The sequence below is a fragment of the Phenylobacterium sp. genome (genome assembly GCF_035475775.1).
In the GTDB taxonomy this organism is placed as follows: domain Bacteria; phylum Pseudomonadota; class Alphaproteobacteria; order Caulobacterales; family Caulobacteraceae; genus Phenylobacterium.
Window position 1 is genome coordinate 1 of record NZ_DATIMC010000008.1, and the last position, 13,466, is coordinate 13,466.

12 protein-coding genes and 1 pseudogene are annotated in these 13,466 nt (G+C 70.9%); 6 read left to right on the forward strand and 7 right to left on the reverse strand.

The features are described 5' to 3' along the window. The 4 genes and pseudogenes from VLI41_RS01060 to VLI41_RS01075 all read right to left on the reverse strand — a co-directional run. Positions 1-216, reverse strand: a pseudogene (locus tag VLI41_RS01060) (acetylornithine deacetylase); the annotation flags it as partial. A 43-nt stretch (positions 217-259) separates the two neighbouring features. Continuing rightward, positions 260-781 (reverse strand): FKBP-type peptidyl-prolyl cis-trans isomerase, encoded by a 522-nt coding sequence (locus VLI41_RS01065; RefSeq protein WP_325266200.1) that lies wholly within the window; start codon positions 779-781, stop codon positions 260-262. Next, entirely contained in the window at positions 781-1,989 is a 1,209-nt protein-coding gene (locus VLI41_RS01070) for a threonine ammonia-lyase (RefSeq protein WP_325266201.1), read from the reverse strand. The genes VLI41_RS01065 and VLI41_RS01070 overlap by 1 nt, the downstream gene beginning before the upstream one ends. A 102-nt stretch (positions 1,990-2,091) precedes the next feature. After that, positions 2,092-3,900, reverse strand: coding sequence for a dipeptide ABC transporter ATP-binding protein (locus VLI41_RS01075; RefSeq protein ID WP_325266202.1), 1,809 nt, complete (start codon positions 3,898-3,900; stop codon positions 2,092-2,094). 74 nt (positions 3,901-3,974) lie between these two features. On the opposite strand from VLI41_RS01075, the gene VLI41_RS01080 reads away from it, so the two are divergent. After that, a complete protein-coding gene (locus VLI41_RS01080; protein WP_325266203.1) occupies positions 3,975-4,511 on the forward strand; it encodes an HAD family hydrolase in 537 nt (178 codons plus the stop codon). A 32-nt stretch (positions 4,512-4,543) separates the two neighbouring features. Here the strand turns inward: VLI41_RS01080 and VLI41_RS01085 are convergent, their stop codons facing one another. Next, the gene (locus VLI41_RS01085; protein ID WP_325266264.1) at positions 4,544-6,184 is read right to left on the reverse strand and encodes a cisplatin damage response ATP-dependent DNA ligase; all 1,641 of its coding nucleotides are present in this window, start codon (positions 6,182-6,184) and stop codon (positions 4,544-4,546) included. A 101-nt stretch (positions 6,185-6,285) separates the two neighbouring features. Further along, positions 6,286-7,296 (reverse strand): ligase-associated DNA damage response exonuclease, encoded by a 1,011-nt coding sequence (locus VLI41_RS01090; RefSeq protein ID WP_325266204.1) that lies wholly within the window; start codon positions 7,294-7,296, stop codon positions 6,286-6,288. 77 nt (positions 7,297-7,373) lie between these two features. Here VLI41_RS01090 and VLI41_RS01095 point away from each other — a divergent pair, with 77 nt between their 5' ends. Beyond that, positions 7,374-7,829: a PaaI family thioesterase gene (locus VLI41_RS01095; RefSeq protein ID WP_325266205.1), complete on the forward strand. Its 456-nt coding sequence runs from the start codon at positions 7,374-7,376 to the stop codon at positions 7,827-7,829. Then, positions 7,826-8,242, forward strand: coding sequence for a PaaI family thioesterase (locus VLI41_RS01100; protein WP_325266206.1), 417 nt, complete (start codon positions 7,826-7,828; stop codon positions 8,240-8,242). The genes VLI41_RS01095 and VLI41_RS01100 overlap by 4 nt, the downstream gene beginning before the upstream one ends. 19 nt (positions 8,243-8,261) lie before the next feature. Here VLI41_RS01100 and phnD read toward each other — a convergent pair whose 3' ends face one another. After that, on the reverse strand, positions 8,262-9,260 hold the full coding sequence (gene phnD / locus VLI41_RS01105) for a phosphate/phosphite/phosphonate ABC transporter substrate-binding protein (RefSeq protein ID WP_325266207.1): 999 nt from the start codon (positions 9,258-9,260) through the stop codon (positions 8,262-8,264). Positions 9,261-9,355: 95 nt separating this feature from the next. Between phnD and VLI41_RS01110 the strand changes: the two genes are divergently transcribed. The 3 genes from VLI41_RS01110 to VLI41_RS01120 all read left to right on the forward strand — a co-directional run bounded on the left by VLI41_RS01110 (position 9,356) and on the right by VLI41_RS01120 (position 13,425). Then, entirely contained in the window at positions 9,356-11,038 is a 1,683-nt protein-coding gene (locus VLI41_RS01110) for a lysine--tRNA ligase (protein WP_325266208.1), read from the forward strand. Between the two features lie 108 nt (positions 11,039-11,146). Then, positions 11,147-11,509, forward strand: coding sequence for a hypothetical protein (locus tag VLI41_RS01115; protein ID WP_325266209.1), 363 nt, complete (start codon positions 11,147-11,149; stop codon positions 11,507-11,509). Beyond that, positions 11,506-13,425 (forward strand): pyrroloquinoline quinone-dependent dehydrogenase, encoded by a 1,920-nt coding sequence (locus tag VLI41_RS01120; RefSeq protein ID WP_325266210.1) that lies wholly within the window; start codon positions 11,506-11,508, stop codon positions 13,423-13,425. Before VLI41_RS01115 ends, VLI41_RS01120 begins: the two co-directional genes overlap by 4 nt. The last annotated feature ends 41 nt before the right edge of the window (positions 13,426-13,466 follow it).

Here is a 13,466-nt window from a genome sequence, read left to right on the forward strand (position 1 = left end):
GCCGGAGAGCACCACGCCCCCAGCCTCCATCGGCCCGAGCGTCGCGACCAGGTTGGACTTGGTCCCCTCCGCGTTGGGCACGCGCCGGTGCGGGACGGAGAGGCCGTCGAGATGGGCCTCCACCCATTCGACCAGCGCCAGATTCGAGCCCCGCGAGGTGGTGTCGAATCCGACCAGGGTCTTCAGGATCTCGGCGGCGGAGGCGAACTCGGGCATGGCGCAGGGATAGACCTGCCGGCCTTGCGCGACAAACGCCCAGCTAGCCCTGCTGCACGCGCCCAGGCGCCGGCAGCACGTCGATCAACTCGATGCGGAAGATCAGCGCCGCGCCCGGCGGGATGACGCCGCCGGCCCCTTGGTCGCCGTAGCCCAGCTTCGGCGGGACATAGAGCACCCACTCGTCGCCCGGGCGCATCATCGGCAGCGCCTCCATCCAGGCGGGCACCAGATGGGCCAGCGGCATGGCCGCCGGCGCGCCGCGCTCGTAGGTGGAATCGAACACCTGGCCGTTCACCAGCTTGCCTTCGTAGTTGACCTTCACCTCGTCGCCCGGCTGCGGCTTGATGCCGGTCGCGGGTCCCGAGCGGACCACCTTGTACATCAGCCCCGAAGGCAGGGTGCGCACGCCCGGCTCCCTGGCCGCCTTGTCGAGGAAGGCCTGGGACTCCGGCGTGGGCTTGCCCGCCGCCGCCGGTCCCGGGCCGGCGCCCGTCGCCTTGGCGGGCGGATGACAGGCGGCCAGAGCCAGCGCGCCGGCGAGCGCGACGAGTGCGCGACGCATCAGACCGCCCTCGGCGGGTAGCCGCGCTCGCGCAGGGCGTCCATCACCTCCTGGGCGTGCTGGGCGTCGCGGGTCTCGATCATGATGTCGAACTCGGCGCCCTTGGCCGGCACGTCCAGCGCCAGGCGATTGTGCGCCACCTCGATGATGTTGGCCCCGAGGCTGCCGATCACCGCCGACACCGTGGCCAGCAGCCCCGGCCGGTCGTCGCCGACGATTCGCAGCGAGACCAGACGCTGGTCGCGCACCAGCTCGCGGGTCAGCACCGAGGCCAGCAGGCGCGTGTCGATGTTGCCGCCGGTGATGATCAGGCCGCACTTTCGCCCACGGAACTTGCGCGGATGCGCCAGCAGGGCCGCGAGCGAGGCCGCCCCGGCCCCTTCCGCCACGGTCTTCTCGACGTTGCAGTAGAGCGCGACGGCGCGCTCGAAGAACGGCTCCTCGATCAGCATGACCTCGTCGATCAGCGGCCGGGCGATGGCGTAGGTCTCGTCGCCCACCTCCTTGACCGCGATGCCCTCGGCGATGGTCGAGGCGCCGTTGGCGCTGGCGGTGTTCACGCCGCGCATCCTGGCGGTGAACGAGGGGTACATCGCCGGCTCCACGCCGACGATCGAGATGTCCTTCTTGAGGTGCTTGGCGGCCGTGGCGACGCCGGCGATCAGCCCGCCGCCGCCGATCGGCACCGGCAGCACCTCCAGATCCGGAACGTCCTCCAGCATCTCCAGCGCCACCGTGCCCTGGCCGGCCATGACGTTCAGGTCGTTGAAAGGATGGACGAAGGTGAGCTGGCGTTCGTCGCAGAGCGCCAGCGCCCGCGTGGACGCCTCGTCGTAGCCCTCGCCGTCGATCACCACCTCGGCGCCGTGGGCGCGGGTTTGCTGCACCTTCACGAAGGGCGTCCCCTTCGGCATGACGATGGTCACCGGGATGCCGAGCCGCGCCGCATGATAGGCGAGGGCCTGGCTGTGGTTGCCGGCCGAGGCGGCGATCACGCCGCGCTTGCGGGCGTTCGCCCCGAGCTGCAGGAGGGCGTTCAGCGCGCCGCGCTCCTTGTAGGCGGCGGTGAACTGCAGGTTCTCGAACTTCACCCACACCTCGGCCCCGGTGATCTCCGACAGGGTCTTCGAATACCGGCAGGGCGTGCGCTCGATGTGACCCTGCAGCCGGTCGCGGGCCGCAAGGATGTCGTCGAAGGAAAGGGTCATGGTCGAGCCGGATGTCGGAAAAGGCCGGCAACCTAACGGCGCCAGGGCGGTGGAGCAATGCAGGCGTCCTCTCCCAAGCGAAGTCTTGGGAGAGGTGGCTCATCAGGGATCGAACTCGGCGACCAGGTGGCCGGGGGCGACCTCCTTCAGCTCAGGCGCGAGGATCGGCGCATTGGGGTCGGCCGGCAGGCGCGAGGGCAGGAACCGGAGCGCCGAGCGCGCGTCCAGCGGCGAGGGCGGCTCGCCCTCCAGCCTCACGCGCTTGCGGGTCCGCTCGATCGCAGGGTCCGGGATCGGCGCGGCCGAGAGCAGGGCCTTGGTGTAGGGGTGCCGGGCGCCGGCGTAGAGCTGGTCGCGGTCGGCCGTCTCGACCACCCGGCCCAGGTACATCACCAGCACCCGGTGGCTGATCTCGCGCACCACCGCCAGATCGTGGCTGATGAAGATCATGGAGAGCCCCATGGCCTTCTGCAGCTCGATCAGGAGGTCGATGATCTGGGCGCGGATCGAGACGTCGAGGGCCGAGACCGCCTCGTCGCAGATCACCAGCTTCGGCTGCAGGATCATCGCCCGGGCCACCCCGACGCGCTGGTTCTGGCCGCCGGAAAGCTCATGCGGATAGCGGTTGATCAGGGCCGGATCGAGCTCGACTCGGTGCATCATCGCACGCGCCTCGGCCTCGCGTTCGGCGCGGCCGAGCTGCGGGCGGAACACGCGCAGCGGCTCGGCGATGGAATCGCCGATGGTCATCCGGGGATCGAGGCTCGCCAGCGGATCCTGGAAGACGATCTGCAGGTCCCGCCGCGCCGCCCGCATCGCCTCGCGCGCCGCATGGCTGATGTCGCGCCCCATCAGCGTCACCACCCCGGCGTCGGCGGGGATCAGGTTGAGGACCGCGCGCGCCAGCGTCGACTTGCCCGAGCCGCTCTCGCCGACCACGCCCAGGGTCTCGCCCTGGCGCACTTGGAAGGAGACGCCGTCCACGGCGCGCAACTGCTTGCGGGCGCCGAACAGCGCGCCCGGCGCCGGAAACCAGACCTTGATGTCGCGGCCCTCGACCACCACCGGCGCATCGGCCGGAACCGGCGCGGGCGTCGGCCGGCCGCCTCGGTCGGGCCGGTCCAGGCGCGGGATCGCCGCCAGCAGGGCGCGCGTGTACTCGGTCTTCGGCCGCGCGAAGATGGTCTCGGCGGCGTCGCCTTCGATGAACTGGCCCTGGCGCATGACGCAGACGTGGTCGGCGAGGCGGGCGATCACCCCCATGTCGTGGGTGATGAGCACCATGGCCGTGCCGGTCTCCCGCTGAAGCTCGGCCATCAGGTCGAGGATCTCGGCCTGCACCGTGACGTCCAGCGCCGTGGTCGGCTCGTCGGCGATCAGCAGGTCGGGCCCCACCGCCATGGCCGCGGCGATCATCACCCGCTGGCGCATGCCGCCGGAGAGCTCGTGCGGATACTGGCCGAGCCTGCGCGCCGCGTCGGGGATGCGCACCTTCTCCAGCCACTCCCGCGCGCGTTTCGTCGCCGCCGCGCCCGAGAGCCCCAGGTGCAGCCGAAGGGGCTCGGCGATCTGCTCGCCGATCCGCACGTGCGGGGTGAGCGCCGTCAGCGGATCCTGGAAGATCATCGTCATCTTCGAGCCGCGCACGCGGTTGAGCCGGCGGGCCGGCAGGCCCAGCAGCTCCTGGCCGTGCAGCTTCGCCGAGCCGCTCGCCTGCCCGTTCTCGGCCAGGAGGCCCATCACCGCCATGAAGCTCTGGCTCTTGCCCGAGCCGCTCTCGCCGACCACGCCCAAGGTCTTGCCGCGCGGCACGGTGAGCGAGACCCCGCGCACGGCCTCCACCACGCCGTCGTGCGTCGAGAACTGGACCTTCAGGTCCTCGATGGTGAGCACGGCGGCGGAATCGGTCACGGCGCAGGGACCCTAGACGCCCCCGCGGGCTTTTTGAAATCGCGCCGCGCCCGCGTCCCGCTATACCTACCGCGGTGTCCGAGCCGCCGCCCGCCAGTCCCCCGCGCCCCGCGCTGTTCCTCGACCGCGACGGGGTGCTGAACGAGGACCGTGGCTACGTCGCACGCTGGGAGGATTTCCACTGGATCGAGGGCGCCCAGGCGGCCATCGCCGCCTTCAACCGGGCGGGGTGGCTGGTCATCGTCGTGACCAACCAGTCGGGCATCGGCCGCGGCTACTATACCGAAGACGCCATGCACGCCCTGCACGCGAAGATGGCCGAAGACCTCGCCGCGGCCGGCGCCCGCGTGGACGCCATCTACTTCGCGCCGCACCATCCGGAGGCTGCGGTCGCCGGCTATCGCAAGTCCGATCCGCCCGACCGCAAGCCCAATCCCGGGATGATCCTGCGCGCCCTCGCCGAGTGGCCCATCGACCGCGAGCGTTCGGTGCTGGTCGGCGACAAGCTCTCCGACATCGAAGCCGCCACCCGCGCCGGCGTCCGCGGCCTGCTGTTCGCCGGCGGCGACCTGCGGCGGTTCCTGCTGGATGAAGCGCTGCTGCTGGGATGATCCTGCCCGCCCCGTGAACGGGGGGAGGCAGATCACCGCCCCTCCATCTGCGCCAGCATGCGCTCCAGCGTCGCCAGCTCGTCCGCCTCGCCAGGCGGCTTGTCCCAGCGGATGCGGCTGATCCGCGGGAAGCGCATGGCGACGCCCGAGCGGTGCCGGCCCGAGCGCTGCAGCCCTTCGAAGGCCACCTCGAACACCAGGCCCGCGTGCGGTTCGGCCCGCACCGAGCGCACCGGCCCGAACCGTTCGACGGTGTTGTCGCGCACGAACTTGTCGATCTGCCTGAGCTCCTCGTCGGTGAAGCCGAAATAGGCTTTGCCGACCGGGGTCAGCGCCCGGCGGCCGTCGTCGGCCTCGGCCCAGACTCCGAAGGTGTAGTCGGAATAGAAGCTCGAGCGCTTGCCGTGGCCCCGCTGGGCGTACATCAGGACCGCGTCGACCAGGAACGGGTCGCGCTTCCACTTGAACCATGGACCCTTCGGCCGGCCGGCCTCGTAGATGGAATCCCAGCGCTTCAGCATGATCCCCTCGGCGACCTGCGGGTCGCCGGGCGGCGGCTGGGCCCTGAGCGCCGCGAGCTCCGCCCAGGCCTCGAACGGCTGCAGCGGCGAGAGGTCGATCCGCGCCGAGCCCTGCCGCGCGACAAACCGCTCGAGCCGCCGGCGGCGCTCGGCGAAGCTGAGCGTGCGGACGTCCTCGCGCCCTTCCGCCAAGAGGTCGTAGGCGCGCACGCCGGCGGGGTAGGCCGCGGTCAGCTTGGCGTCGACGCTCTTGCGGTTCAGCCGCTGCTGCAGGTCGGCGAAGCTCGCGACCGTCCGTCCATTTGGGCCGTCTCGCATCACCAGCAGCTCGCCGTCGATGACGCCCTCCTCGAACAGCGCATCCACCACGTCCGGAAACGTTCGCGAGATGTCGTCGCCGGTTCGCGTATAGAGCCGCCGGACGCCCGCCTCATGGACCAGCTGCACGCGGATGCCGTCCCACTTCCACTCCGCGGCATAGTCGGCCGGGTCGAGCCTGGCGAAGTCCACCGCTTCGTCGATGGCCTGGGCCAGCATCGCGGGCCGGAAGCGCCCGGGATTGTCCGCCGACGGCTTCTCGGACCGGCCCTCCAGCCAGGCGAACAGGTCTTCGTAGGGGGGATGCAGCGCGTGCCACAGGTCCTCGATCTCGGCGGGATCGACGCCGCCCAGCTCGGCCGCCGCGCGCTTGGCGAGCCGCGCCGTCAGCCCGACGCGCAGCTCCCGCGTCATCAGCTTCAGCAGCGCCCAGCGCTCGCGCGGCTCCTCCATCGCGTCGAGCCAGCCCTCGATCAGCCGCTGCACCTCGGGGCGGCTGGCCGCCTGCAGCCCCTCGACCACCTCGGCCAGTCCCGGCTCGCGGTTGGCGCCCGGCCGCCTGGGCCAGACCAGCGCCACGGTCTCCGCCAGGTCGCCCACGTAGTCGTACGACCACCAGAACAGCTGCGGGTCCATCCGCTCTTCCACGGCCTTGCGGATGAAGGTCGGCTTGGCGGCCTGGAAGGTCAGGTCGCCGGTCAGCGCCGCCAGCGCCCAGCCGCGGTCGGGGTCGGGGGTCTCGCGCAGGTAGTCGCGGACGAGCGTCAGCTTGGCGTTGCGCGAGGCGGTGAGCGACAGCCGGTCCAGCAGCTCGGCGAAGGCGCGCACGTCAATCCCGCTCATTCCCGCGAAGGCGGGAATCCAAGCTGACTCGGGCCGCATGCCGCGGAGGCGCCGCATGGGTCGCCGCCTTCGCGGGAACGAGCGGATGATGCCTAGTCATCCTCCTCCTCCTCGTAGCCCACCAGCGCCAGCGCGCGGGCCGGGACGCCGTGCAGTTCGGCCCAGCGGGCCAGCGCCTCCTCGCGGCCGTGGGTGATCCACAGCTCGCCGGGGCGGAGCTCGTCGACCGTGCCGGTGAGCTCGTCCCAGTCGGCGTGGTCGGAGATGATCAGCGGCAGCTCCACGCCGCGCTGCTTGGCCCGCGCCCGCACCCGCATCCAGCCGGAGGCGAAGGCGGTCACCGGATCGGGGAACCGGCGGCTCCAGCGGTCCTGCAGCGTCGACGGCGGCGCGATCACGATCTCGCCGGCGAAGGCCTTCTTCGCCGCGGTGGTCGCGGGCTCCAGCGGGCCGAGGTCGACGCCGTGCCGCTGATAGAGCGCGTTCAGCCGCTCCAGCGCGCCGTGCACATAGATCGGCTTCTCCCAGCCCGCCTCGCGCAGCAGCGCGACGATCCGCTGCGCCTTGCCCAGCGCATAGGCGCCCACCAGGTGCGCCCGCTCCGGGAACTGCGCCACCGAGCGCAGCAGGCGGGCGATCTCCTCGCGGTCGTCGGGATGGCGGAACACCGGCAGTCCGAACGTGGCCTCGGAGATGAACACCTCGCCCGCGACCGGCTCGAACGGCGCGCAGGTCGGGTCGCGCCGGCGCTTGTAGTCGCCCGAGACCACCATCGTCAGGCCCTTCCAGCGCACCACCACCTGGGCCGAGCCCAGCACATGGCCGGCCGGGACCAGCGTCACCGCCACCTCGTCGCGATCCACGATCTCGCCATAGGCCGCCGCCTGCTTGGCCTCGACGAACCCCGGCCCGTAGCGCTCGGCCATGATGTCCAGCGTGGGCTCGGTCGCCAGCACCGCCCCGTGGCCCGCCCGCGCGTGGTCCCCGTGGCCGTGGGTGATCACCGCGCGGGCCACCGGCCGCACCGGGTCGACATAGAAGTCGCCGGGCGCGCAGTAGAGCCCCTCCGGCTTCGGGCAGAGCAGGTCCTGCGGACGGATCATCGATCTCACTTATGTCCCGGCGGCGGCCTTCGCCAGCGATTGACCCGGGCGGCGTTCGCCCGTACCCGGCTTGGCCCATGTCCGAGCCATCCGAGCCGCGGTTCCCGGGAGGGCTGCCGCAGGTCGCCCAGCACATGACCACCAGCGTGCCGCAGGCCGCGGCGCTGGGGTTGAAGCTGGTCGCGGTGGGCGAGGCGAGCGGGACCATGGAGGTCCCCTGGCGGGAGGACCTGGTCGGCGATCCGGACACCGGCGTGATCGCCGGCGGCGTCGTCACCAGCCTGCTGGACCACACCTGCGGCCTGGCGATCAGCGCCGCGGCCAAGGGCCAGATGTTCGGCACCGCGACCCTGGACCTGCGGATCGACTACATGCGCCCCGCCGCGCCGCGCGCCGGCGTGACCGCGGAAGCCCACTGCTACAAGCTCACCCGCTCGGTGGCCTTCGTGCGCGCCCAGGCCTGGGACGCCGATCCCGCCGATCCGATCGCCACGGTCCAGGCCGCCTTCATGATGAGCCCGAGGTCCGCGTGAGCGAGGCCGACCACGCCAAGCTCGAGGCCTTCCTGCAGCGGGCGCCCTACGTCCGCTTCCTGGGCATGCGCGCCGAGCTGGCCGGCGACGAGATGACCGCCATCCTGCCATTCTCTCCGCACCTGGTCGGCAACACCACCATCCCGGCGCTGCACGGCGGGGTCATCGGCGGCTTCCTGGAGATGACGGCGCTCGCCCAGCTGTGGGTGACGCAGGGCTCCGGCAAGCTCGCCAAGACCATCGACGTGACCATCGAGTACCTGCGCCCGGGCCGCGCCATGACCACCTACGCCCGCGCCGATCTCCGCAAGGTCGGCCGCCGCGTCGCCAATGTGCACGTGGAGGCCTGGCAGGAAGCCAGGAGCCACCCCGTCGCGGCGCTCAGGGGCCATTTCCTGCTGGCGAGCGACTGATTTTCCCCTGATCGGGAAGCTAGGAAGGTCTCGCCGCAGCCTTCTCCCTGGCGATCTCGGCCAGGCTCGCCTGCGCCTTCTGGACGCCGGCGTGGTCGCCCCTGGCGCGGGCGCCGACCAGCTGCTCGGTGGCCTCCATCTCGCGCACGGGGATCAGGTGGGAATCGTCGGCCGGCTTGAACGGGCCGATCTCCAGGCGCTTGAGCACCGCCCGCTCGCGGGCGGCCTCCGGCCCGGTCCCCGCCCCATAGGCGAAGATGAATTTGGCGAGCTTGGCCTTCAACGCGGGATCGAGGTCCTTGCGCCAGACCATCGGATCCTCGGGAATGGTCGGCGAGCGCCAGATCACCTGCAGGTTGGCGAGCGTCTTCTTGGCGATGGGCGTGTCGAGCGCGGCCATCCGAGCCATGGAGTTGGTGTTGTCGGTGGCGGCGTCCAGCACGCCCGCGCCGACCGCGAACAGGTTCGACTCGGCGCTGGCGTTGCGCACCGTGCGGAAGCACCGCTCCGGATCGAGCCCGCGCGGCGAGAACAGGTAGGTCATGGGCGCCAGCGTCCCGGACGTCGACTTGGCGTCGCCCATGCCGAAGGCGAGCGTCCGGTCGCAGGCCAGGATCTTCGGCAGGGTGATCCCGCTCCCCTTCCGGACGATGATCACCGCCTGGTAGCCGTCCGGGCCCGAGGGCTTGGAGGTCCTGGCGAACACCTCGCCATCCGCCCGCCGCACCGCCTCCAGTCCCGACTGGTTGGTGAACCAGCCGAGGTCCGATTGCTTGAAGCGCATGGCCTCGATGGCGGCCGTGTAGTTCGAGCCGAAGAACGGATGGACGTGCAGCCCGGTCTGCTTCTCCATGTCCGCCAGGAACGGTCCCCACTCCTGCATCTGGGTCTGGGCGGATTCCGTCGAGACGATGGAGAAGGTGACGCTCGTCCTGGGCGCCTGGCTTTTGCCGGAGGTCGGGTTCGAGCAGGCGGCGAGCGCGACGAGGCCCGCCAGCATCATGAGGCGTCGGATCATGGGCCCAGCATAGCCCAGCTTCCGGCGGCCTCGTCAAAAGCGGCCCGAAAAACGCCGCTTGAGCCGGCGCGCCCGGGGCGGTACCGCGAGCGCCCATGCTGCAAGGTCTCTCCCACCAGGCCCGCGAGGCGAAGAGCTGGCCCTTCGAGCAGGCCCGGCTGCTGCTGACGCGGATCCTGCGCCTGCGCCTGACCGACGCCGAGCGGGATCTCGCTGCGGCCCTGATCGCCCAGCACAAGATCGCCGAGGCGGTCCGCACGCTGCCGGCGCTCGAGCAGCCGGTCACCTTCCAGTGCGGCTTCGGCGCCTCGGGCTTGCCGCACATGGGCACGTTCGGCGAGGTCGCCCGCCCGACCATGGTGCGCACCGCCTTCCGCGCGCTGACCGAGGACGCCATCCCGACCCGGCTCATCGTCTTCTCCGACGACATGGACGGGCTGAGGAAGATCCCCGACAACGTGCCGAACCGCGAGATGCTGGAGGAAGACCGCGACAAGCCGGTCACCGCGGTGCGCGACCCGTTCGGCGAGCACGAGAGCTTCGGCGCGCACAACAACGCCCGCCTGCGCGCCTTCCTGGACGGCTTCGGCTTCGACTACAGCTTCATGTCGTCCACCGAGACCTACCGGTCGGGCCGCTTCGACCCGGTGCTGCTGACCGTCCTCGAGCGCTTCGACGCGATCCAGGCGATCATGCTGCCGACGCTGGGCGACGAGCGGCGGGCGACCTACTCGCCGTTCCTGCCGATCAGCCCGAAGTCGGGCCGCGTCCTGCAGGCGCCCACGCTGGAGCGCCATCTCGAGCGCGGGACCATCGTGTTTCCCGACGAGGACGGGACGCTCGCCGAGGTTCCGGTGACCGGCGGGCAGGTGAAGCTGCAATGGCGGCCCGACTGGGCGGCGCGCTGGGCGGCGCTGAAGGTCGACTTCGAGATGTCAGGCAAGGACCTGGTGGACTCGATCCGCGTCTCCAGCCGCATCTGCCAGGCGCTGGGCGCCGAGCCGCCGGAGACCTTCACGTACGAGCTCTTCATGGACGAGCACAACCGCAAGATCTCGAAGTCCAAGGGCAACGGACTGAGCATGGAGGAGTGGCTGCGCTACGGCGCGCCGGAGAGCCTGGCCTACTACATGTTCACCTCGCCGAAGTCGGCGAAGCGGCTCTACTTCGACGTGATCCCAAAGGCGACGGACGAGTACCTGTCGCACCTGGATGCGTTCAATCGCGCCCGCGCCGAGGGCGCGAACAGGCAGCCGATCGACAACCCCGCCTGGCAGGTCCATTCGGGCCATCCGCCGGAGAAGGGCTCGCCGGTCTCGTTCTCGCTGCTGCTCAACCTCGTCTCGGCCGCCGACGCTTCGACCAAGGAGATGCTCTGGGCGTTCCTGGCCCGCTACATCCCCGGCGCCACGCCTGAGACGCAGCCCCTGCTCGACAAGCTCGCCGGCTACGCCCTGAATTACTACGAGGACTTCGTGAAGCCGGCGAAGCGCTTCCGCGGGCCCGATCCCAAGGAGCGCGCGGCCATGGAGGAGCTGGCCAGCCGCCTGAAGGCGCTGCCGCCCGGCGCCGATGCCGAGGCCATCCAAAACGCGGTCTTCGAGGTGGGCAAGCAGGCCGGATTCGAGCCGCTCCGCGCCTGGTTCGCCGCGCTCTACGAAGTGCTGCTCGGCCAGCCGACCGGCCCGCGCTTCGGCTCCTTCGTGGCGATCTTCGGCCTCGACCGGACCATTCGGCTGATCGAGCGCGCCCTGGCGGGCGAGCTCGCCGCCGCCTGAGAATCACATCGCTCCACGATATTTTTCGCTGCGCCGGCAACAATTGATCGGCGCGGGCTCTTCCAGCTCCGAACGGCGTTAGCTGATCGGGCGCACGGGAGCCGACGGATGCAGGCGCGGTATGGACGCTGGCTGATGGCCCTGGCTGCGGCGGCGGGACTGGTGGTCTCGCTCGTGGCCTACTTCAATCGCGGCGGCGGCATCGCCCACACCGGCGGCGCGGCGCTGGTCATCGCCTCGACCGCCATCTTGCTGGTGGCGGCGCTGGTCCTGGCGCTGGCCCTCGCCGCGCCGGCCTGGTTGCGCGGCCTGTTGCTGGCCGGCTGCCTGCTTGACCTCCTGGGGACCGGCCTGGCGGCGTTTTTCCTGCACGCCTGGCTGCTGCTCGCCCTGATGATCATCGGCCTGGTCGGCTGGTTGCTGGCGATGTTCGCCGACCGTGCCGCCGCGACGCGGGAGGCCAGGGCATGAGGCCCCGCATCGCCTTCGCCATCGCCGGCCTCGCCGCGGGCCTCGCCGCCCTCGCCGCGCTGGCGCAGCAGCCCGCGCCCGCCGCCGCGAGCTTTGGCGGCTGGTCGACCTTCAACGGCGACCTGATGGCCCAGAAGTACGCCGCCGACGCCCAGATCACCCCGGCCAATGTCGGCGACCTCAGGAAGGCCTGGGAGGTGCACACCGGCGACATTTCGCACGGGGCGGGCGGGGTCCCGGCCACCGACTGGTCGGCGACGCCGCTGTTCGTCAACGATACAGTCTACATCTCGACGCCCTTCTACCGGATCTTCGCCATCGCCCCGGACACCGGCCGGGTGAAGTGGATCTTCGATCCCCATGCCCCGCTGAAGGCGCTCACCCAGCCGGAGATGAAGACCCGCGGCGTCGCCTACTGGCAGGCGGCCAACCCGGTCGCGGGACAGCCCTGCCAGAAGCGCGTCTACGTCGGAACGATGGATGGCAAGCTTTACGCCGTCGACGCCGACACCGGGCGCGCTTGCGCCGACTTTGGCCGCGGCGGGGTGGTGGACGTCAACCAGTGGAACGCGGTCAACCCGGTCTGGCCGCTGTCGCTGCTGCAGCCGCCGACCGTCTACAAGGACAGCCTGTTCGTCGGATGGGCGGGCAAGGACTGGGCCTCGAAGACCGCCCCGCCCGGCTGGGTGTTCGCGCTGGACGCCCGCACCGGGCAGCTGAAGTGGACGTTCAATCCGCTGCCGGCCAACGCCTGGCGCCAGACCGGCACCTCGAACGTCTGGGCCTCCATGTCGGTGGATCCGAAGAACGGGCTGCTTTACCTGCCGGTCTCCTCGCCGAGCCCCAATTTCTACGGCGGCGAGCGCAAGCAGGCCTTGCCCTACACCACCTCGATCACCGCGCTCAACGCCGACACCGGCCAGGTCGTCTGGGCGCGCCAGCTCGTCCACCACGACCTCTGGGACTACGACATCAACTCCGCGCCGACCCTGGTCGACATCCGCAAGGACGGCCGCACCGTCCCGGCGCTCGTCCAGTCGACCAAGATGGGCTTCATCTTCGTCCTCGACCGCCTGACCGGCGAGCCGATCTATCCGATCGTCGAGCGGCCGGCGCCGGCCTCGAACGTCCCGGGCGAGCAGGCCTCGCCCACCCAGCCCTACGCCGACTTGCCGGCTCCGGTGATCTCCGAGCGCTGGCCGGGCGTCTCCACGCTCGCCGACCTGGTGAGCTTCGGCGAGTGCAGCCGGCGGGCCAAGCAGCTCCGCTATCTCGGCAAGTTCACCCCGCCCAGCCTGGGCGCCGGCAGCCTGGAATACCCCGCCACGGTCGGCGGGGTGGAGTGGGGCGGCGGGGCGGTCGATCCCACGAGCGGGACCTACGTGGTCAACAATTCCAGCGTGGTCATGATCTACCAACTCCTGACCCGCCAGCAGTACGCCGCGCTCAACAGGTCGGAGGACCGCACCAACTACTACGCCCAGTCCGGCACGCCCTACGGCATGCACCTGACGAACTTCCTCAACTGGCTGGGCATGCCCTGCTGGAAGCCGCCGTTCGGCTCGATCACCGCCTATGATCTCAAGACCGGCCGCACCGTCTGGCGCGAGCCCTTCGGCGTCGTCCAGAAGTGGGGCTTCTACATGCCGCGCTCCTGGGGCTCGGTGACGATCGGCGGGCCGGTGATCACCCGGACGGGGGTGATCTTCATCGGCGCCTCGATGGATTCCAAGGTGCGGGCGCTGGACGAGAGGACCGGCCGGCTGCTCTGGTCGGCGCAGGTCGACGCTCCGGCCGTCGCGCTCCCCGCCGTCTACACCTACCGGGGCCGCCAATACGTGCTCTTCACGGCCGGCGGCAACTCGATCCTGACGCCTCGGCTGGGCGACCAGCTCGTGGCCTTCGCCCTGCCGTAGGCTTGTCCCGCCGGCGCGGCGGTGCTGAGACTGGCGGATCG

What these genes read in the sequence shown, in the direction of transcription:
- VLI41_RS01065 (WP_325266200.1), bottom strand. Translation starts at nt 781, where the DNA reads ATGCGTCGCGCACTCGTCGCGCTCGCCGGCGCGCTGGCTCTGGCCGCC.
- VLI41_RS01070 (WP_325266201.1), bottom strand. Translation starts at nt 1,989, where the DNA reads ATGACCCTTTCCTTCGACGACATCCTTGCGGCCCGCGACCGGCTGCAG.
- VLI41_RS01090 (WP_325266204.1), bottom strand. Translation starts at nt 7,296, where the DNA reads ATGATCCGTCCGCAGGACCTGCTCTGCCCGAAGCCGGAGGGGCTCTAC.
- VLI41_RS01095 (WP_325266205.1), top strand. Translation starts at nt 7,374, where the DNA reads ATGTCCGAGCCATCCGAGCCGCGGTTCCCGGGAGGGCTGCCGCAGGTC.
- phnD (WP_325266207.1), bottom strand. Translation starts at nt 9,260, where the DNA reads ATGATCCGACGCCTCATGATGCTGGCGGGCCTCGTCGCGCTCGCCGCC.
- VLI41_RS01110 (WP_325266208.1), top strand. Translation starts at nt 9,356, where the DNA reads ATGCTGCAAGGTCTCTCCCACCAGGCCCGCGAGGCGAAGAGCTGGCCC.
- VLI41_RS01115 (WP_325266209.1), top strand. Translation starts at nt 11,147, where the DNA reads ATGCAGGCGCGGTATGGACGCTGGCTGATGGCCCTGGCTGCGGCGGCG.
- VLI41_RS01120 (WP_325266210.1), top strand. Translation starts at nt 11,506, where the DNA reads ATGAGGCCCCGCATCGCCTTCGCCATCGCCGGCCTCGCCGCGGGCCTC.